This is a genomic window from Candidatus Paracaedibacteraceae bacterium, assembly GCA_019636055.1.
GTDB lineage: Bacteria > Pseudomonadota > Alphaproteobacteria > Paracaedibacterales > Paracaedibacteraceae > Paracaedibacter.
Genome location: JAHBYH010000002.1, coordinates 101,227 through 124,024 on the forward strand (window position 1 = coordinate 101,227; position 22,798 = coordinate 124,024).

At 42.4% G+C, this 22,798-nt stretch carries 8 protein-coding genes; 5 read left to right on the top strand and 3 right to left on the bottom strand.

Annotated features, from left to right (window positions below):
- Positions 1 to 1,590, top strand: coding sequence for a serine hydrolase (locus KF820_04000; protein MBX3457507.1), 1,590 nt, complete (start codon positions 1 to 3; stop codon positions 1,588 to 1,590).
- A 27-nt stretch (positions 1,591 to 1,617) separates the two neighbouring features.
- Here the strand turns inward: KF820_04000 and KF820_04005 are convergent, their stop codons facing one another.
- Positions 1,618 to 3,072: a hypothetical protein gene (locus KF820_04005; GenBank protein ID MBX3457508.1), complete on the bottom strand. Its 1,455-nt coding sequence runs from the start codon at positions 3,070 to 3,072 to the stop codon at positions 1,618 to 1,620.
- A gap of 67 nt (positions 3,073 to 3,139) precedes the next feature.
- On the bottom strand, positions 3,140 to 4,183 hold the full coding sequence (locus KF820_04010) for a P-loop NTPase (protein ID MBX3457509.1): 1,044 nt from the start codon (positions 4,181 to 4,183) through the stop codon (positions 3,140 to 3,142).
- A gap of 73 nt (positions 4,184 to 4,256) precedes the next feature.
- Between KF820_04010 and hflK the strand changes: the two genes are divergently transcribed.
- From hflK to KF820_04030, 4 genes are all read left to right on the top strand, one after another.
- Entirely contained in the window at positions 4,257 to 5,360 is a 1,104-nt protein-coding gene (gene hflK, locus KF820_04015; GenBank protein ID MBX3457510.1) for an FtsH protease activity modulator HflK, read from the top strand.
- Between the two features lie 2 nt (positions 5,361 to 5,362).
- Positions 5,363 to 6,238 (top strand): protease modulator HflC, encoded by an 876-nt coding sequence (locus KF820_04020; protein MBX3457511.1) that lies wholly within the window; start codon positions 5,363 to 5,365, stop codon positions 6,236 to 6,238.
- Between the two features lie 17 nt (positions 6,239 to 6,255).
- A complete protein-coding gene (locus KF820_04025; protein ID MBX3457512.1) occupies positions 6,256 to 7,848 on the top strand; it encodes a Do family serine endopeptidase in 1,593 nt (530 codons plus the stop codon).
- Positions 7,849 to 8,027: 179 nt separating this feature from the next.
- The gene (locus tag KF820_04030) at positions 8,028 to 10,226 is read left to right on the top strand and encodes a mechanosensitive ion channel (protein ID MBX3457513.1); all 2,199 of its coding nucleotides are present in this window, start codon (positions 8,028 to 8,030) and stop codon (positions 10,224 to 10,226) included.
- A 300-nt stretch (positions 10,227 to 10,526) separates the two neighbouring features.
- Here the strand turns inward: KF820_04030 and KF820_04035 are convergent, their stop codons facing one another.
- Positions 10,527 to 22,700: an autotransporter-associated beta strand repeat-containing protein gene (locus KF820_04035; GenBank protein MBX3457514.1), complete on the bottom strand. Its 12,174-nt coding sequence runs from the start codon at positions 22,698 to 22,700 to the stop codon at positions 10,527 to 10,529.
- Positions 22,701 to 22,798: the final 98 nt, after the last annotated feature.

Consider the following 22,798-nt stretch of genomic DNA (forward strand, 5'->3'; position numbering starts at 1 on the left):
ATGATTCATCGTTTAGCCCTGACAGTGATTGTCTTTATTTCATTCGCCCTTGCAAAGCCCTTTGATTATAAAAAATTTACAGACTATGCAACAAAAACAGTTTCTGAGTGGGGATTAGCAGGCCTTGCTTTCGCCATCGTTGAAGACGGAAAAATCACAGTCATCCGCCCCATCGGGCAAAAATCTGTTGAGACACAAAAACCATTAACAGAACACAGTGTTTTTCCCATTGCATCCCTCAGCAAGGCCTTTGCTAGTTTACTGATGCTAAAACTTGAGGAAGAAGGCAAAATTAATATTAATACCCCTGTTGTAGAAATTCTCCCTGACTTTAAATTGGCGAGCGATGAGGCTACAAAAGAATTTACAATTGCAAAACTCTTCCAACACCGCAGCGGCCTTCCTTCTTTTGCTTATGACACGTTAGTAGAAACAGGATGGTCTGAACCTGAGATTTATGGCGTATTAGACAAAATTAATCCTATCAACCCCTTTGATGAAAAATTTGATTACCAAAATGTTTTTCCCGGCTTATTCGGTTGGATTGCAGAAAAAGTCACAGGGAAAACCCTTAATGAGTTATTTATCAAAGAGATTTTTACGCCCATAGGGATGACCTCTGCCAGTATTGGTGAAGATGGAACAACCCCATCTGACAGTAAAGTAAGAACTTTGTGGCAAAAAGTAAAAACAAGATTCAGCGACCGTGTTGACCAACACTACTTGTTACCGTCATTTCAATCTCATCCGATCAAAGGTGGCAACCCAGCCATCTATCGTTTCCCAACATCCCGCGGAGTGAATGCTTCCATCACTGATATGGCAAAGTGGCTACAGTTTTGGCTGAATGGCGGAACAACAGTTTCCGGTTCTCATCTTGTTTCTGAAGCAGGACTGGCTAAACTTCAACAGAAACTCACCCATGTTGGTGCCCCTCAAGGTGGCCGTCTATTTCCCAAAGGGCGGGTAACAGATATTTACTATGGTATGGGATGGTATATCCATGATTATGGCACCATCAACCGTGTTCTTGCCCATATGGGGGGCATGACAGGAACGCGTTCATTAATTGCCTATGTTCCAGAAAAGAAAATTGGCCTTGTTATTCTCAGCAACGTTGGGGGTATGCGGGTTAATCTGGCACCGGAAGCTCTACGCTCAAAGTTTCTGGATATCGTCGCAGACATTGACGATGATCAAGACTGGAGCCTTGAACTAAAAAAAGAATTGATTGAGTCTCGCAATCGTCAAGCAGAGCAACGCAAAGAATACCGCCTCAAGAATCCCCAACCTGCACGTGCCCTAGAGACCTATGTCGGCACCTATGAGAACCCCCTTTATGGACAAATTGAGATTCGCCTTGAATCAGGACGCCTTGTCTTGAACTATCGTAAATTATCCGTTTCATTAACGCATTGGAATAGCGATAATTTTGATTTTATCCCCAGTGATTTTACAAAATCTTATAGTGTTACGGATACCGCCATGGGCAATATTGCTTTTGGTGCCATCAGCAATGGGAAAATGGATTTATGCGTTCTAAATGCACTCTATGAAGGAAAAGATACGCGCTTTAAGCGAGTCAAATAAAAAATCCCCCAATCGGGGGATTTTCTTTTAGGCTTTTAGCTCAATACGATCGGTGATTGAAAGAACTTCTTTCAGAGAAAAATCACCTAACTCATATGAGGTAACCACGCATTTTGGATCAATAACACCTTTGTCATTAAGATATTTAACCACCAAAAAGAGTTGTAAAATTGCAGGCATATAATGACCGCTCATAGGATCTATCTTCATAACTTTTCCGCGCTGAATGGAAATATGTCCCCCACAGGCGATTGGTTGCCCAACACCGTTAACCGTGAAAAATCGATCGTGATTTGGTGTTGTTGAACTTCCTGAGACCTGAACACACAAATTCCCCAAACGATCCACCGCGTAAATCAAATTATGAGTCATATCATCGGCAATCACAGAATTGCCTCGATACAATTGCCCCTCTCTCATTTGGATTAAGGTTTGCGGATCACCTAAATCTGCGATATTTGAGCTGTTTGATTCAGGGCTAGAGTTTTGCGCCTTAAGGATAAACTTTCCATCAGTCGAATATTGATCACCCACTACCCCAGATAGCAAAGATAATGTTTTTTTCTCATGCAATTCAACATACAAATTTGGCAACATTTCTTTTAATTCTGATTTAAAAAACGTACCAGCCCCGAGCAAGAATGCAATAGATTGATATTGCTGAGGAGCAACAGAATCTTGCATAGACATTAATTGCATATTTGTTGAATCAAGTGTCTTTAAAACGCGATGGGCTGCTGTCAGATAACGTTGTTCTGTTTTGAACTTCTTCAAGGCAGATTTCAACTCACCAACTTTTCCGGCATAATCAACACCAAAGCGTCTTGAAAAAAGGTTATAAACATCAGACAGATCAACTTTAATGGGCTGCTCACTGGATGGCGTCAGTGATGAATTATAAACATCAACAATTGGTTGGGAGGACATGTATGCTTGGGAGTTCATCATCCCATTTTCACGTTTTGCCTCGAACCACATTTCTTTAAGTGATGCAAAATTTAAAGAATGGTCTTGAGGTAGATCAGATTGCAAAACATGACCTATCAAAACTAATTCCTGACGTTTTTTACGATCCATTTTTGCTTGCTTATACAGCGACATTATATCCTGAAGAATAGAATCACCGGTATGCTGCCCACCTAACTTGACAGCAATCAATGGCGCAACATCAGCAAAATCAACAGCTAAATATTTTGTACCCCAAAGGTTCTGACGATCAACCGGCCGACTAATCCAAGGCACCAACGTCTCAATGGCATTGGGTTCAATATTATACTTAAAGACCATAACATTTCTTAAAAACTCAAGATCTTTGACTCCACGACGCAATTGCTTATCTTGCTGTACTTCACGATCAACCTGTCCAAAAAACTCTTGAGTATCGTCATGTTTTATTGAAATCCAGCTCGGTTGGCTTGGCGTTGTGTCCATACCTTGAACACCTGCAATCGTTAATAATAAAGTTGCCACTATTTTTTTCATATAAAAAATCTCGATGTTTGTTTTATCTACACAATTTATTGGTATGAATTCAAAAAAAACAATAGGATTATTTAAGACTAATCCGAGGAGCCCCTTTTGTGTACCTATGTATATTCGCTAGCATAGACTCAGCCACATGCTTATAGATTTGTAGGGATAACTCATCTTGAATGAGTTGTCCAGAATCCGCACATTGACGGATTTCTAAAGTGAGAGGGATTTCCCCCAAAAAAGCAACGCCGAGTTGATTTGCTGTTTCATGGGCACCGCCATGACTAAAAATATGGCTTTCATGGCCACAGTTCGGGCACTTAAAGAGACTCATGTTTTCAACAATCCCCAAGATCGGTACAGCTACTTTTTCAAACATAGCAAGCCCCTTACGTGCATCAATTAGGGCAATATCTTGCGGCGTCGATACAATAATAGCTCCTGATAGACTGGCTTGTTGTGCCAGTGATAATTGCACATCCCCTGTCCCCGGTGGCATATCAATCAGCAAAACATCTAATTCACCCCAAGCGACATCCTTCAAAAGTTGCATTAAGGCACCCTGAACCATAGGCCCCCGCCAAACCATGGGGGTGTCTGCCGGAATTAACAGCCCAATCGACATACAAGCAATACCATGCGCCATAGACGGGCGTAGTTTTTTGTCGGCAGTTACATCCGGTTTATCAGATAATCCCATCATTGTTGGCAAAGATGGCCCATAAATATCAGCATCTAAAATACCAACTTTGTATCCTAATTGCGTTAACGCAAAAGCTAAGTTGACAGTCGTCGTTGATTTACCAACGCCACCTTTACCCGATGCCACCGCAATAATATGCTTAATATCATGAAGGGATTCAAAAGTTTGTGTTTTATTTTTCTTCTCAGCAATCAAGGCACAAAGAATTTTATGGTTTGGACATTGTTTTTTCAACACCGTCTCACAAAATGCTCGCATCCCCTCAAGTTCTTTTAATTGGTCAGGTTTTCCTTCGAAAATAACTTGGATTGTCGTATCATTGACGTCAATTGAAGTGACATGATCCATAATAATACCGTGATCAGGCATATTAAGTGTTGTTAAAAAGTCACGGACGAATTTTGTATTAATTGTCATAGTTAGTGCGATTGTTTAGAGCCCTTGTTTGTTATATAGTCAATACAAAGGGTTATAATCAAGAGAATAGTGTATGTTAAGCTTATTTAGCGATCGTCCGCGCAATCCGTGGGGAGATCAGGAGCCTGCTCCGAAAAAAGAAAATGCGCCACACAGTGGGGATAATGTTTTTGATATTGATGAGACCATCGATCAAATCCGAAAAAAATTCAAAGACTCCCTCGGCAGTGGAAATGGAGGGGGATCCAATAATGATGGTACACCAAAAAAATTATTCTCTCTGATTGGAATTGCTGTCGTTGGTTTTTGGTTATCAACTGGGTTTTATTTTGTTCAAGAAGGCGATGAAGCCGTTGTTTTAAGATTTGGACAAATGGTTCGCATGGGACAACCCGGTCTTAACTTTCATCTACCAACACCAATTGAACAACATATCGTTAAAAGTGTAAGTGCTCAAAACACCATTGACGGATCCATTAACACAAAAACATCCAACGATGATGAGTCTCTGATTTTAACGGGTGATGAAAATGTTGTTCATACGAATTTCACTGTGTTTTGGAACATTAAAGACCTTCCTGATTATTTATTCACAGCACGAGCCCCTGATACCACGATTCGCATTGCTACAGAAAGTGTGCTCCGTGAAATTATAGGGCAAATGAATGCAAGAGATGCGTTGACCAAAAAACGTGAAGAAATTGGTGCACAAACCAAAGATTCTGTTCAAAAATTAATGGACCAATATAAACTGGGAGTCAATATTATCAACGTTCAACTTCAACGCGTTGCACCACCCAGTGAAGTTGTCGCCTCTTTTAGTGACCTGCAAGCGTCATTAACTGATGCTGAGCGTGCCCAAGCCGAAGCTCAAGGCTATCGTAATGATATTTTGCCGCGTGCTCGAGGCCAAGCAGTCCAGATTCGCCAAGATGCTGAAGCTTACCGCAACGCAAAAATTGCCGAGGCCGAAGGTGAAGCCAATCGATTTAAGCAGGTTCTTGCATCCTATGACAAAAACAAAGCCGTTGCCCAAAAACGGATGTACTTAGATACAATGCAACGCACACTCAGTAAAACCAATGTTATGGTTTTTGATGGTAAAGCGGCACAAAGTGTCCTTCCCTATCTGCCGGTTGGTGACTTATCAAAAACGAAAAAGCAAGGGGGAGAATAACCATGTCAAATCGTAGTGTTGGTTTTTTTGCGCTTCTCGCTGTTATCTTTTTAGGACTGAGCAGTTCAGTATTTATGATTAACCAAATGCAACAAGCTATTGTCTTGCAATTTGGTGAATTACGCCGTGTTATCCAAGATCCCGGACTAAAATTTAAGGTTCCGTTTATTCAAGAAGTTATTATCTATGACAAACGGGTTCTCGATTTTGACTTACCCGCCACAGATATTACACTCGGAGACCAAAAAAGGGTTCGTGTTGATACCTATACACGCTATCGGATCAGCGACCCGATTCAGTTTTTTAAATCGGTTAAACCTGCTAATGAATTAGGGACAGCTCGACGATTAGAAGCGCTTGTCGGATCTACTGTCAGAAACGTACTAGGTAAAGTTGAACTGCGTGAGTTATTATCAGAAAATCGCTCAAAAATTATGCACCAAATTAATGAGGAAGTAAAAAGCCTCACAAAATCCCTTGGTCTTGATATTATTGATCTGCGTATTGTTCGTACAGAACTACCCCCTGAAAACAGACCAGCCGTTTTTAACAGGATGAATGCAGATTTACAACGATACGCCAAAGAAAATCGTGCAACAGGGGATGAAAAGGCACAGGAAATTAAATCAACCGCTGAAAAAGAAAGAACAACATTGCTGGCCGAAGCTTCGAAAGATGCTTTGATTCTGCGTGGTGAGGGGGACTCAAAAGCAATCGCAATTATTGCAGATTCCATGGGCAAAGATCCAGAGTTCTATGGATTTTATAAATCAATGGAAACCTATGAGACCATACTAAAACCAGAGACAACACTGATCTTATCATCAGATAATGAGCTCTTTAAATATTTTAGTCATCCAGATCGCATCAGTCGTTAAAGGAAGGGAAACGAACTATGTCAAAATTAAAATTGCTGTTTTCAACATCAGTTATTGCCTCAAGCATGATTCTTGCCTCATCAACGTTTGCCCTCTCAGCTAAGGTTGATGATAAAAAAACCGAAACGATGACAGAAAAGAAAGTTGATCCTAAAAAAGAATCAACCTCGACAACGAAATATGACATCAGCAAAGGTTTTTCAGCTGTGGCTGAAAAAGCTATACCATCTGTTGTTAATGTCTCAACCACACAAGTCATCGAAGGTCGGGATAAAAATATTCCACAACTACCGCCGGGATCCCCGTTTGAAGATCTTTTTAAAGATTTTCTTGACCAAATGGACAAACCAAAACGGGTTCAGTCTCTGGGTTCAGGGTTTATCGTTAAGGTTGAACCAAAAGGGGATGATGCCTATCTTTATGTAGTGACCAATTTCCATGTAGTCAACGAGGCAAAGAAAATTAGCATTGTCCTACACGACGGAACAGAATTGGATGCAACCATTCAGGCTGTTGATGAACGAACGGACCTTGCTATGCTCAAGATAAAATTGAATAGCATTAAAGAGGAAAAACGCAAGTTTATTCCTGTTCAATGGGCCGACTCTAATAAAGTTAACGTTGGTGACTGGTGTGTTGCCATCGGTAATCCTTTCGGGCTTGGCAGTACAGTAACATCAGGAATCATCTCTAATCGTTCTCGAAATATTGGCGTCCGCGGCGCAAAAAGCCGCGTTAGTGAATATGTGGATGACTTCATGCAACATGATGCCTCCATTAACATGGGAAACTCTGGCGGACCGTTATTTGACCTTGATGGTAAAGTTATTGGTGTTAATACGGCCATTTTTTCACCGAGTGGTGGTAACGTTGGTATTGGTTTTGCAATTCCATCCAATCTTGTCAAAGAAACCGTTGACCAATTGATTGAATTTGGCCGAACAAAACGCGGTTGGCTCGGTGTTCGCATCCAAAACGTCACAGATGAAATGGCTGAAAGCCTTGGTTTTGGCAAAGCTCGTGGCGCCATTGTTGGGTCTGTCACACCAAAAGGGCCTGCGGCTGTGGCTGGTATTGAGCCCGGTGACATCATTCTCGAATTTGATGGCAAAGAAATTAATGAGAAATCCCGTTTATCCCGTGTTGTCGGTGAAACCGAAGTGGGTAAAAAAGTCAAAGTCAAACTATGGCGCAAAGGCAAAGAAGTTCCTGTTGAAGTTGCATTAGGGGAGTTTGAAACATCGACAGACGGTATTCCAACAGAATCAAAAGATAAAAAAGATACGACCTCGCCTCAAGAAACAAGTGAAGTTCTAGGACTTAAAGTTTCAAAGATAACAGGTCCTCTATCTCAACAGTTTAAGATTAAGGAAGACATGACAGGTGCTGTTGTCGTCGGCATCACAGGAGACAGTCCTGCAGCAAGCATTCTTCGCCCTGGCGACGTAATCACAGAAGTCAACCAAACAGATATTAAATCACCAGAAGAACTAATTAAAGCTGTTGAGGACGCAAAAAAACTAAAACGCAAGAATATAACATTCTTGATTAGCCGCGCAGGCGAAATGGTTTACATTACAACCAAAATCGAAGATGATTTGAAAAGTTAATGTTATAAGGCCTCTTTTCGGAGAGGCCCCCTTCACTACAAGGAGAAATACTTATCGTTGTTCAAGTTAACCTTGAACAACGCAATCAGAGGCAAAGCCTAATAACCTAAGTGAGCAACGAATTTAACGATATCAGAGTCCGATGGGATAACTTTATAAAATAACCTGAGGGGAACACCATGCTATTTATCAAGAAACTGACTTTACTGCTTTTTGTTTTGTTTTCATTCGGACATGCTTCTGATTCAGTTAATGGTTCGGATCAAGATCTATCGCAACAAAAAAATGAGCTAATCGGAACATTAACAACATTGGTTGGCAAAAAAGAAAAAGTCGTTGATAAAACAGGTGACGTCAAAGTTAAGATTAATGATCTCAAGGATGCGGTTCAGCTTTTGGAAAATAAAAATGAACGTGCTAAAATTATCAAAGCCCTCTCTGCCTTAGCCCTGTTAAAACAAGAAGCTGAGAAAAAACAAGAGACTGTTGAATATATATCCTCAAAAATAACAGGAGCCATTGAAATAACGACCGAAGCGGTTATCAATTCGATAAAACTATTGGCTCGTACTCCAGACACCATTGCAACACAAATTACATATCTGCAAGAAGATGCGGGATACAGGTCAAATAGTTATATTCTAATGATGATCATGATAACAGCGATCCTTGCCGGGTTAATGGCTGAATACCTGATTCGACGTTTTTTTGTTTGGTCAGGATCAACCCAAGAACACGAATATCATATCAAAAAACTCCACCTTCATATTGTTCGTAATGTAACGCCTGTAATTGTTTTTGGTCTCGTCGGGTACCTCACCATTCATTTCTCACAACCGGAAAGTAATATCATTACATTTCGCGGCTATAAAGCTATGAATTTCATTATGATGTTACGAACAATGTGGCTCTTGGCTAAAGTTTTATTCGAGACACGTCAAACCACGCCCAATCAATCCTCAACACCTGGTTTTCAATTTATGTTGGCCGGCATCCAAACTGTTGTCATTGGCGTGTTGTTTGCCGAAGTTGGTTATTACATGGGAATGCGGGAACTTGCTATTGATACTTGGCTTAAGATTATTGGTTTTGGCGTCATGAGCTTAACCATTATTGCAATCCACCGGAACCGCAGCATAATTCAGTCCCACTTTAAACCAGATGACGAATACTTGTCCGGTTTTTCATTGGGTGTTGCAAAACTAATCGAGATTATCTTTAGAAAAAGCCCACAGATAATTAGTCTTCTGTTTATAATCAGCTTTGTCCTGTGGCTTGTCGATATGGATTTAGTGGCAAAATTTCTGGCTGTCGCTTTAATCAAAACAATAATAGCAATGGCAATTTTTATCTTTGGTCGCGACCAACTATATTTATGGATTTTTCATCGAAAACAAGCAAAGCTAACATCAGAAATTCAGCAAAATCGCTTGGGAATAACCTATCTCAAAGATTCAAGCACTAACATCCTTCAACTCATTTGGCATGGAATGTTCATTTTAACCTTCAGCGAAATCTGGGGAGCCGATCCCATTGAAATTGCCACAGCCCCTGATGTACAACCGTACATCTCCAAAGCAATATCGATTGGCATTATTTTAGTCATTATTAGAACGCTTTGGGGCTGGTCTGACCACATTGCCCAAGCCCATATACGGGGTCGACTTGTCGGCAAGAAAATTGTTGAGTCTTCTCAGTTTGTCAAAACAGTGACCCCCATTTTAAATAGTGTTGCCCATTGGGTCTTAACCATCATGGCAATTATCCTGATTTTGATTGAGTTGGGGCAAGATGTACGCCCAATGCTCTACAGTTTGGGTGTCATTGGTATTGCGATCTCATTGGGTGCCCAAAGTTTAGTCAAAGACATCATTAATGGAATATTGACTTTGATGGAAGGAAACATTGCTGTTGGCGAAGTTGTAACCATCGGCGCGAATACAGGAACCGTTGAGTCATTATCACTGCGCAGCATTGTTCTTCGCCATTTTAGTGGTGCCTTGCAAACAATTCCTTTCTCTGAAGTCACCAACATTATTAATAAATCACGTGATTATAGCAGTTATGGCATTAACTTTTCTATTCCTCATCGTACAGACCAAACTCGCGCTATTGAAGTCTTAAATTTAGCCTTTAATGATATCAAAGCTGATACCACGTTTGGAACAATGATCCTAGCAGATATGGTTATCACCGGAGTGGATATGATTTCAGATACAGGCATTACAATCACAGGTTTTGTTCGCATTAAACCAGATCCAGGGAATAGATTTGGCCGTGCTTTTAACAGATATTTACAGCAACGAATGGATCAAGCAAACTTATATCCACCGGCATCGCAACGCGTTATTAATGAAAGTAATGTTATAACTGATTAGAGCTATGCAAAGCAAAGTAATTCTCTAATTCTAGCCTGTTTAGGATCAGGCATGGGCATCCGAAAACCAAAAATGGGCTATAATATTAAGGGAATTCGAATGAACTTAAGGATTAGATTGCATAAGCATATAATTGTTCAAGTTGAGTTTAGAAGCAGGAACAAGAAGCGACTTTACAATAAGTACACGAGCAACGATGTGACGTACATCCAAGACCAAATGGAATGATTATAGTTCACTACTCAGTAATAAAACTGATGCTTTGTAAAATTCAGTATGAGACTTCTCTGAGTCCTAACTTTAGAATTTCACACCAATTTTTAAGAACCCTTCATATGAATGTTGATGACGCCCTGTATCAGAGTTAATACTCAGCGTGATATAAACATTATTACTATAGAGTTTGGTCACACCCGCGCCAAGGCTGATCATGTTATTTGGCGTGTTGCCTGATGTAATGGTGAAATTTGAATTGCCACCGATAAAGGAACTGGTAACTTTATCAGATTGGGAATAGGTACGTCTGTATAAATAACCCATTTTCAAGAAACCATATAATTGAGACCCATCAACATTATCATAAACAAGTTTTGCTATTTGTGTACTAACTTTAGTCTGAAATGCTCGACGTGTTTGACCTTTGACTCGAAGTCCAAGAGTGCCAGCACCAGATTCTGTATATCCATTATCGCTTAGGGAAATCAGACCAAAGCTTGCCATTGGTGTAACGATATAATCAGATCCGATTCCGATATCATAACCGGATTCAAGTGTTGCGCCATATTGTTGAGCAGTATGCTTATGCTTAGCTGAAGCAGAAAATCCTGTAAAATTGATAAGTCTCTTTTCCTTGATTCGATTGAACCCATATCCAACAATTCCACTAACATACCAAGATGGTGTGATTTTATAATTCCCATAAACTCCAAGTTGATAACTGCGAATCCAACCCTTTCCGTAGTCATTGCTTAAGCTATAATTATTGCGACCAAAGCTTCCCATGACCCCGAGTAATAATTGACTTGTTACTTGATGATCGATACCAGCTTGATTGGTATATAAAGTTGAGGTGAGTTCAGGGACAAACGCTCCGGGAGCGCGATAGGATTTTTGGGTAAATTTCTTAGCACTTCCATTCATCCAAATCGTTGTCTGACCGATTTTTGTCTTCAAGGAATCTAAGATAGGCATGTTTGACTTGCCTTTGATATAGCTTATCGGTGACGATATCGGAACACGTGTTGATTTTTGAGACAGTGAAGATACTGTTTTAGCCGTAGGTTTTGTTAGATCCTCAACAAGATTAGCAAAGGGTTTGCTGTTATCAGAATGCTCTAGGGGATTATGCAGCCTATCAAGGACAGATTGTTGATTGTCAAGGGCTTCAAAAGATGTTGTTGCCATGATAACACCATGACTTGCAGGACTTAAGCGATTCAAGGCATCATTCAAATCGGGTTGCTTTAGTTTGCTGATAGCTTGAACTGCTTCATTTAAAGTCCCCTCTGGATTCGTTGTATTATCCAAATTTTCTGCAACTTCGCCAGCATTACCATCAGGGGCAAGGTTCGATAGCGATGCAACTTTTTTCAGCGTTAAAAAGACTTTGTTTGGCGTGGTATAATCTGGAGAGACATCGAAGAGTGAGCTATATTCATTAACAAAATTTGTAAATTGACCGTTGAGGATTGCTGCACTCAGGATTTCATAGGTATAGGTTTGTCCTTGGATGTAGTTTCCAGCCAAAGGAATAACTTTCAGAATACTGGTGCCCCCCAAAGTTGCTGTTCCTGTGGCTGTTATATGGTCAGCATTTCCATCAAGATCACTCACTTCGCATTCATAGGTTCCACCACTTGAGTAGTCAATATTTATATACGTTTGGCTTCCGATAGAATTTCCGGGAGCAACCACACCTCTGACATCTGCCGAAGCAAGAGTTGCATTTCCTGAAAGGCGGGCACCTGAGTTAACTGTTACAGAAGCATTAGGCAAACTACCGTTAATTTTGAGCTCGTCTTTTGAAACAGTAATATTCCCTGTATAATTATTGTTTGTCCCATTTAGCCTCAAAACTGTTGGTGTTGCCGAAGAGTTTTTTACTTCTAATGGCGCATTACCGGCAGCCCAGTTTGTTACGTCAAAATTGGCTCCTGCATGACCATTGGTATCAATTGCACCACCGGCAGCTCCTGCCATGATTAAAGCACGTGAGGTTGTGAAATTATTACTTCCAAGTCTTAGGGTTCCTTGAGTATTATTGACACCATCACCCAGAGTTAAGCCACCCGAAACATCCCCAAGGTTGGCATCACTGCTGACTTGTATAAGACCATTATTGATAACCGTTCCACCTGTATAGGTATTAATAGCAGACAGAATGAGTAAGCCTTGACCTTTTTTAGTCAAAGTTTGACCGTTCCAGCCGCTCGTCACGCCAGCTTGATCCGCAAGAACAATATCAGCCTCAAACGTGTCGGTTGCATTTGTTAGAGTAAATTCACCAATCTTTGCAGCAGCATCAGAGGCTATCCACGCCAAGGCAAGGTTGACACCAAACTCCGTTGCATTCGAATAAGCTGTGATCAACACATAGTCTGTTGCCGTTGTCGCACTGAAGGCAGGAACAGACCCATTGATATTAGCTGCTCTTATAATTGGATAGGCTGTGGAATTTAGATTACTTGCTTTAAAGGCAGTTTGTCCCCCTGTTGTGAACCCTGTAATCTCTAATGTTCCACCAACATTGGCTGTTCCTGTCGCATTAATCAATGGGTTTTGAGTCGCACCAAGGGCAACAGATAGTGTTCCTACTGTTTGGTTTAAATCACCAGATAGATTGATAGTTGCCCCATCATTGATATGGGTTTTAGCCCCGACTCCAATCGTAAAATTATCTGCAGCAAAGTTTCCAGATTGACCAAACGTTAATGTTCCACCATTGACGTTAACATCCCCTGTAATATTCGAACTTGTACTGGTGAATGTTAGATTTCCTGGCCCTGCGAGTGTGATATTCCCGGCACCGGTCACGGACCCCGGATACGTAATGGCATCAGAGCGATTAATAATTAAGTTACTGTTATTTTCAAGGGCAATATTTCCTGCGACTTGACCTGTTGTTCCACCATTTCCAATTCGTAAGGTACCGCCTTTAACCGTTGTTGTTCCTGTGTATAGGTTAACACCAGTCAGGGTTAGGGTTGAGCCCCCAGCTGTGTTGTCCACTGTCAACCCACCTGTTCCGGTTAAGGCTGAAGCAAAAATTACATCATTTCCATTAATATCAACTGTGGCACCACTTGCACCCAAAGCTGAAAATTTATTTGAAACGTCTGCTGTGTTAGCAGCTGCCCATTGTAATGCACCACCATTAAAGGTGATCGCCCCTGTTCCAAAGTTATTCGAGTTTGCAAAGTTCACAGTCCCACTCGTTAGGGTTGTTCCTCCAGAATAGGTGCTAGCCCCTGTTAAAACGGTTGTTCCAGCCCCTTGTTTATTGACAGATCCAGTTCCACTAATGATACCACCGAATGTTCCGCCCGCAGCACCACCTAAAATTAAACTCTTAGCACCCAAAGCAATTGTTCCATTAGCACTATTAAAATCAGTTAGGGTAAAGCTTGCTGGTGTAATAGCCTGAAGATCAAGTGTCGAAGTATTGTCTGTAAATGTTGGTGTAATTGCCCCGTAAGTTCCGCTACCACTCAAAGCTAGGGTTACATTGCTGCCCAGAGATGTTGCACCTGTATAGGTATTTGCTCGAGTCAGAGTTAAAGTTGCAGGTGCCGCACTGATCAAAGCAAGAGTCGATGCCGCATTCCCGCCACTAATGATACCGGAAAGAGTACCGTTGTTACCGCCAAGGTTAATTGTATTGGCAACAGCATTTTGTAAAGTGATTGCATTTGCAATGGTTAATCCAGCCCCACCGAGTTGTAAAGCACCACCAGTGTAATTAATGGTTCCCGTACCTGCAGATGTACTATTGGCAAGAACCAATGATCCTGCAGTTAAATTTGTCCCGCCGGTATAGGTGCTTGCACTTGTCAAAGTTTGGGTATTTGTTCCAATTTTTACTAACCCAATTGCCCCACTAATAATCCCGCCATAACTATAATTCGTTGCATTGTTCCCAACAGTCAATGTTGTTGCGGACGAACTGGTAACCGTACCATTAGTTGAATTACCTCCGGTTAAGCCAGATAAGTTTGAGGCAAATCCATTTAAATTAAAGCTATTACTAGATCCGGTTCCAGATGTCAGCAATCCAGAGATTGCGTTAGCAATTCCCTGTTGCACTGTTCCTGCACTAATGGTTGTTCCACCTGTATGACCGTTAACCCCTGTTAGAATAACTGTCCCTGTTCCTTGTTTTGTGATGGATCCTGCTGTTGCCGCTGTTGTCCCACTAAAGGTTGTTGATGCTGTTGCCGTTCCAAAAGTCAAATTCTTGGCACCCAAATTAACGGAACCAGACCCACTTAAATCACCAACGGTTGTTGATGCAGGCGTAATCGCATTAATATCCAATGTGCCGTTGTTTATAACAGAACCTGTCGACGCTAGAGCACCACTTCCACTTAAAGCAAGTGTTCCTGCACTGATGGTTGTCCCACCTGTATGAATGTTGGCGCCGGTTAGTGTCAGAATACCTGCACCTTGTTTTGTGACAGTTCCTGCCCCCGAGATCACATCCGCATAAGCTAAATCATCACTTCGGTTGAAAATCAAAGCAGCTGCATTGGCAATATTACCAGCAATGCTTCCCGTACCCCCATTATTGCCAATCTGAAGTGTTCCTGCACTGATGGTAGTTGTGCCAGACCCTGATTTTGCCCCTGTCAAGGTAAGCGTCCCAGTGCTTGACTTAGTTAGATCACCGTTTCCTGAAATTGCCCCAGAGAACGTTGAATTAAAACTGTTCGTATCAATAATTCCTGCCGATGTTAAGGTAATATTATTGGCAAAAGCAGGAAGTGCAGTTGTTGTTCGCAAAAGCGTACTTGCCCCATTAAAAATAAGATCGCCAGTACCAATAGAATCAGCATTTCCAATTGCAATTCCGCCCGCAGTTAACAGTGTTGTTCCACTTCGTCCTGCATTCGCATTAGGTAATATCAACAACCCAGCACCTGATTTCGTTAAGTTTCCTGCACCACTCATTGCCCCTGACAAAGTTGTTGCAGCTGTCGCATTGATCAATCCATTCGTCGTCAATGTCATATCATTGGCAAGCGTTGCAGCACTTGTCACAGCCAACGTCGGATTATTGGCAGGAGTTCCCTGATCATTGAAAACAACAGATCCTGTTGAAATATTTGAGGCAGAACTAATACTGATAGAACCTTGTTGAATAGTTGTCGGACCACTATACGTGTTTGCTTGGGTTAGTGTTAAGGTCGCAGAACCTGCTTTCGTTAAACTATGACCATCCCATCCTGTACCTGAAGCTGCTTGATCTGCAAGAACTGAACCGACCGTAAAATCTGATCCTGTTGTGAACAACCCATCAGATATGGTTGTATCTGCATTCCATGCTAGTTTTAAGCTTGCAAGATAATTTCTGTTATCAGAGCTTTTATAAATAGATCCGACCAAATAATCTGCACTGGACCCAATGTCAGAAGGAACAGTAAAATTACCCACAATAGGATTAGTGCTCGAGAACAAGGTTTTTGTAACAAATGTTGTATTGGGCGGTAGCGTTCCTAAAGTAAAGCTATTGACATTTAAAGCCCCATCAATTGTTGCATTCGTGACAGTAACCGGCGTCACTGAACTGCCAAAATCAACATTCAAAGCACCACCATTTCCTTGGTTAAAGGTTGTCGCCACCAAACGAGCTGTTGGATCAACAGTTGTTGTGGCCGTGTTGTTGTAAGTTGTGGCAGTAAAGGCATTCCCCCCTGCCTGAGATAGTTTAATCTCACCAGCGTTAACATTGACCGTTCCAACAGAAGATCCTGTCCCTGATAAAGTTTGTGTACCTGCACCTTGCTTTGTTAAACTACCGGTTCCGCTAATATTACCGCTCAATGATTGATCTGATCCTGTCCCAAACACTAACTCTTTAGCACCAAGTGTTGTAGCACCCGATCCACTTAAATCACCAATTGTCGTTGATGCTAGTGTAATAGCACTGATGTTAAATGTACCATTGTTTGTCACAGCACCGGTGGATGCCAAAGCACCATTTCCACTTAAGCTCAAGGTTCCAGCACTAATGGTTGTTCCGCCTGTATGACCATTAGCCCCCGTCAAAACAACTGTACCTGTCCCTTGTTTTGTGATTGATCCAGCTGTTGCCGCAGTTGTTCCTGCAAATGTAGTAGACCCGGTTGCTGTCCCAAAAATCAAATTCTTAGTGCCTAAATTAACGGAACCTGATCCACTTAAATCACCAATCGTGGTTGATGCTGGTGTAATGGCATTGATATCAAATATGCCGTTGTTCAGGACTGCCCCATTAGAAATCAAGGTTCCAGCACCACTCAACGCAAGTGTACCCGCACTAATCGTTGTTCCGCCAGTATGGGCGTTTGAACCTGTCAAAACAGCAATACCTGTACCTTGTTTTGTGATGGATCCTGCTGTCGATGTTGTTGCCCCGCCAAAGGTGGTTGATGGTGTTGCCGTTCCGAAAACCAAATTCTTAGCACCTAAATTAACGGAACCAGACCCACTTAAATCCCCAATCGTGGTTGATGCAGGGGTAATCGCACTAATATTAAATGTTCCGTTGTTTGCCAACGCTCCGGTTGATGACAAAGCGCCGCTCCCACTCAAAGCAAGCGTACCAGCACTAATGGTTGTTCCACCTGTATACGTATTCGCACTTGTCAAAGTTTGTGCGTTGCTTCCGGTTTTTATCAAAGCCGTAAGACCACCGATAATACCACCATAACTATAATCTGTCGTGTTATTCCCAACACTCAGTGTTGCTGCCGTTGCACTGGTAATCGTACCATAAGTTGCATTACCACCAGTTAGACCAGATAGAGTTGATCCAAATCCATTTAGATTAAAACTATTGGCTGATCCTGTCCCAGATGTCAGCAATCCGGATATAGAATTCGCTATGCCTTGTTGCACTGTTCCTGCGCTAATGGTTGTCCCACCCGTATGCGCATTAACTCCAGTTAGAACAGCAATACCTGTTCCTTGCTTAGTTAATGATCCCGCAGTAGCAACTGTGCTTCCAGCAAATGTTGTTGATGCTGTTGCTGTCCCAAAGGTCAAATTCTTAGTACCCAAATTAACGGAACCCGATCCACTTAAATCACCAATCGTGGTTGATGCAGGTGTGATTGCACTTATATTGAATGTTCCATTGGCTGCAACTGCTCCTGTTGAAACCAAGGCACCGCTCCCACTCAAAGAAAGCGTACCGGCACTGATGGTTGTGCCACCTGTGTACGTATTCGCATTTGTAACCGAAAGAACGCCTGCACCTTGTTTTGTTAATGTGCCGATACCAGAAATGATACCTGTATAAGAAGAATCATCACTTCGATTGAAGATCAAAGCCGCCGCATTAACAATATTCCCAGTAATGCTTCCTGTTAGTCCGTTATTGCCAATCTGAAGTGTTCCGGCACTAATCGTCGTACCACCTGTGTATGTTTGATCACCTGTTATCGTCAGAATACCGGCACCTTGTTTTGCGACAGTTCCTGACCCTGAGATAACATCTGCATAAGATGAATCATCACTGCGGTTAAAGATTAATGCAGCCGCATTTGCAATATTACCTGCAATGCTTCCCGTTGTCCCGTTATTCCCAATCTGAAGCGTGCCTGCACTCAGTGTTGTTGTACCAGATCCTGATTTCGCCCCTGTTAAGGTAAGCGTTCCAGTGCTTGACTTGGTTAGATCACCGTTTCCTGAAATTGCCCCAGAGAACGTTGAATTAAAACTGTTCGTATCAATAATTCCTGCCGATGTTAAGGTAATATTATTGGCAAAAGCAGGAAATGCAGCTGTTGTTCGCAAAAGTGTATTCGCACCATTAAAAATAAGATCACCAGAACCAATGGAATCAACATTTCCAATGGCAATACCACCCGCTGTTAGCGTTGTTGTTCCACTTCGTCCTGCATTTGCATTTGGCAAAGTCCATAACCCAGTACCGGATTTCGTTACATTCCCTGTACCACTCATCGCTCCTGTAAATGTTGATGCAAATGTGCTGTTATCTATAATCGCATTCGATGTTAAAGCGATATCCGTTGCCAAAGCAGAAAGAGCAGCTGTTGTTCTTAATGTTGTATTGGCACCATTAAATGTCAGTGTTTTTCCTGATCCACCAAGGCTACCGTTATTACCAATTTCAACAGCACCCGCTTGGATTTCCATTGCTCTCATCCCATTACTATTGGGCAGAGTAAATGTGTTTGTTCCTTGTTTAACAAAAGCAATGTATCCCGATATGCTACCACTATAACTGTGATTGTTGGTATTATCCAGTAACGTAATAACCTTGTTTGTGCCATCAACGACAGTTAGATTTCCGTATGATCCCGTACTTTCTAATCCCGCCCATGTACTGTTAGCGTTATATACGAATGCCATAGACGATGCGACAAACCTTAACAGTCCCGTGACATTGCTCCCGGCTTTTATTTCAAAGATATCTTGAGCTGGTTCAATAATCACCGTCGAATCAGTCTCTCCATAAAAATTGAATCGGTTCGTCCCTGCTTTTCTAAAGACTAAATTCCCCCTTAAATCTCCTCTATACGTGGCATCACTGCCCGTTGGGGAAATTGTTAGTCGGGCAGAAGTCCCGGAAGTATTCGTAATCTCGCCATATGTTGCATTTGCTCCTGCAACTCGTTCAATGCTTTGATCGTATCCATTCAAATCAACTGTATTGGCAGCCCCAGTTCCCGACGTTAATGTCCCTTGTATTGCATTCGCAATACCCATTTTCAATGTTCCGGCATTTATCGTTGTTCCACCTGTATAAGTGTTTACCTGTGATAAAATAAGTTCCCCATCACCTGCTTTGGTTAGACTCGTCCCATTCCATCCACTGGTAACACCTGTTCGATTTGCCAGTACTGTATTGGCATTAAACGATGGATTAGCATCCCCTGTATTAACAGTAAATGTCCCATTAGCAACAGTTGTTGTTGCATTCCAAGACAAAACTAACCCCGCAGTATAGGTTGTTGCATTTTTCGTAGTGGATGCCAGAATATAATCAACAGCAGTTGCGCCTGATGGAACTGTCGCAAAATCGCCTGTAAATCCACCTGTGCTAGAAATTATCGTTTTCTGCACTAATCCGCTTGCTGTAGCAGGCAAGGCACCTGTTGTAAAGTTTGATAAGGCTAACGTCCCATCCAAAGAAGCGCTCGTTGCTGTCAGCGGTGTCCCTGTATTTCTAAAATCTATGGTTAGTGTACCGCCACTCCCTTGGGAAAATGCCCCTGTGGACAGTAAAGCGTTTTCACCAATTGTTGCGCTTGCATTGTTATTAAACGCAGTTGCAGCTGTAAATGTCCCTGTTTGATCCAGATATAATGTTCCCGCACTCACTGTTACGGTTGGAACAACAGATGTTGATCCTGTTAACGTCTGAGTTCCAGCCCCTTGTTTATTCAAGCTGCTACCGGCTGTCCCTGTAATGTTTCCGGACAAGGATGTGTTGGCCGTTGTACCAAAAGTTAAGCCTTTGCCACCTAGTGTCACAACACCACTGCCGTTTAATGCGCCAACGGTTGTTGATGCAGCCGATATGGCGCTGATGCTAAACGTTGTACTGGCAGCAAGATCAACCAAACTTGTATTCGCAATCGACCCGCTGCCACTCAACGCAAGTGTTCCTGCATTAACGGTTGTCGCACCTGTATACGTGTTAATACCCGTAAATGTTGCTGTTCCCGTCCCTTGTTTTGTAATTTTACCGTTTGCCCCGGGAACACTGGTATTAATGTTACTGGTGTTGTTAATAGTCCCACCGTATGTCATATTACTACTTGTTCCAAATACGAGTGTATTATTACCAATACCAAATTGGGCTGAACCGCTATTTGTTAAATTGCCTATATACTGGATCGGATTCGTTGCATTAACAATATCAACCGTTCCGTTATTAACAATTGAAACATTCGAGTAAGAACCCCCATTCCCTTGGAATCCAGGCCCCGTAATTACGAGAGATGAGACGTCAGCTGTTGTTGTCCCCGTATGCGTTAGATTCCCTGCCAAATAAATATTATTAACACCTTGATAAAGGTTTCCTGTCCCTGAAATATTACCAGCATAAGTTGCATTTGCTTGTGAATTATTATAAGCAAATCTAAGTGTTCCATTAGTTACAGTATTCCCCGTCCAATTATTGAGAGCAGATCCCATTCTGATTTCAGCGCCGCTATTAATTGTCATTAGCCCAGTATAACTATTCGTTCCTATATGAGATAAATATGGCGTTCCCCCACCAGAGTTGGCTATTGTTAAGGCTCCACTGCCACTTAGGGCACCTGATACCGTAGCAGAAATTCCATTAAGATCAAAAGTACCGTTGGTTGTGACGGTCAATGCGTTGGGAATCGTGGATGCCATTATCGCACCTAATCGGAAAGTAGCTCCCGCTGTCCCAAATGTCAAAGCTCCGCTTCCAAGGGATCTATAATCTGTAATAGCCAAAATACCAGCATTAAGAGTCGTTCCACCTGTATAAGTATTTATTCCACTTAACGTAAGCGACCCTGTCCCAGATTTTATCAAAGCTCCAGCCGCACTTGTGCTACTAATAATTCCGCCATATGTGGATGACGTTGTTCCATTTACGGTCAATGGTTTTGTTCCCAACATAACATTGCCACCGCTAGTTCCACCCCCTGTCAATGAAGCTATGGTTGCACTAGTTGTTACGCCTGAAATATCAAAATTAGTAGAAGCCGCGTCAGCCAAAGAAACGCCAGAGGAATCCGCAATAGAACCACTTCCACCTAATGCTAAAGTTCCAAAACTTATGTTAGTTACACCAGTATAAGTATTCATCCCTGTAAGCGTTAGCGTTCCAGAACCTTGTTTTATAACTGTTCCTGCCCCAGAAATTACATTATCGAAAGATAAAGAATTGCTACGATAAAAAATTAACGCGGCATCGTTTGTAATGTCACCAATAACACTACCTGTAGTCCCATTATTACCAATTTGCAATGTCCCCGTGTTAATAGTCGTACCCCCAACATAGGTATTGGTTCCTTGAAGAATTAATGTACCAGCGCCAGACTTTAATAAACCTACACCAGTTCCTGTACCTGCAACATAGCTTCCACCTGGAAGCGAGTTCGGACTATCATCTGCGATAGAAGACGCAATTGTAATAGTTTGGCCAGAAGCTGGTGTAAAACCAAGAGAACCCGTTGACATGATAAAGATAGCATCACCTGCCTTAGCTCCAGCATTAGAACCAGTTCCAGCTGTGGTGCTACTACCAGTTTCTCCGCTGGAACTGGTTGTAGATCCATAACTTAAAGATCCGCCACTAGATACGAAAACAGCACCACCAAAAGCAGCACCGCCACCCCCAGCCCCACCATTACCTCCAGCACCTGATTGAGGCGGGCCCGAAACACTACCAGAAGTACCATTTTGACCATTCCCTCCACCAATACCACCAGCGCTTCCTGTACCTCCGCTGCCCCCATTACCACTTACACCATAAGTCCCGGCTTGACCAGCACCGCCACCACCACCACTACCGCCAGCGCCTCCGCCGCCGCCGCCAGCTCCAAAACCACCGACGCCACCATTTCCGCCAGCTCCTCCAATACCACCAGCACCCCCACTTCCTCCAGGGTTACCATTACCTTGGCCGCCGCCGCCGCCACCGCCGCCACCGCCACCGCCAGTCCCAAAAACACCAGGACCTCCTATACCACCAATTCCACCAGGCCCTCCTGGAAACCCACTCGTTCCAGTACCCCCCGTACTACCTGCAGCACCGCCTGCACCACCGTTACTAGAAATTCCCCCTACTCCGCCACTACCTCCTGCATTACCAGGGCCAGTACCTCGCGCTTTAGGAGCTCCTCCCGTTGCAGCACTGCCGCCATTACCACCTGTAGCCGCATTATTAGTAAAATTAACTTCATCAAGAATAAGGTTAGAGCCATTATTCACAAATATTGCTGCCCCAGCTCCCAATCCTCCACCTGCTCCAGTACCACCTGAAGTCCCAGACGCCCGAGCATTGATAATACTGAGTTTGTTGATGTTTACGTTAATTCCTGTTGAACCATCTCCTAATTTAAATGCAGAGTATGTACTGGCACCATCCAGGGTCTTGCCATTGCCATTAATTGTAACTGCTCGACCAGCCAGAATGGGGAGATTGGCTCCAAGGGTAATATTATTACTAAAATTTATAGTTGTAATAGTTGGGTCTGCAATGGCTGCAATTAAGGTTGGAGAATCCGTAACATCAGCAATGGAAGATGCATAAGAAAGCTCCATCCAGAGAGGAATACTTAAAAATAGCCTTTTTATAATTTTTATACAAAATACAAGGAACTTATCCATATCTCTAAAACTCAGCATAATTCTAATTCACA

Bases quoted from the DNA above. Each gene is read 5' to 3' on its own strand.
- KF820_04020 (MBX3457511.1), top strand. From the start codon at position 5,363: ATGTCAAATCGTAGTGTTGGTTTTTTTGCGCTTCTCGCTGTTATCTTT.
- KF820_04000 (MBX3457507.1), top strand. From the start codon at position 1: ATGATTCATCGTTTAGCCCTGACAGTGATTGTCTTTATTTCATTCGCC.
- KF820_04005 (MBX3457508.1), bottom strand. From the start codon at position 3,072: ATGAAAAAAATAGTGGCAACTTTATTATTAACGATTGCAGGTGTTCAA.
- hflK (MBX3457510.1), top strand. From the start codon at position 4,257: ATGTTAAGCTTATTTAGCGATCGTCCGCGCAATCCGTGGGGAGATCAG.
- KF820_04035 (MBX3457514.1), bottom strand. From the start codon at position 22,700: ATGGAGCTTTCTTATGCATCTTCCATTGCTGATGTTACGGATTCTCCA.
- KF820_04010 (MBX3457509.1), bottom strand. From the start codon at position 4,183: ATGACAATTAATACAAAATTCGTCCGTGACTTTTTAACAACACTTAAT.
- KF820_04025 (MBX3457512.1), top strand. From the start codon at position 6,256: ATGTCAAAATTAAAATTGCTGTTTTCAACATCAGTTATTGCCTCAAGC.
- KF820_04030 (MBX3457513.1), top strand. From the start codon at position 8,028: ATGCTATTTATCAAGAAACTGACTTTACTGCTTTTTGTTTTGTTTTCA.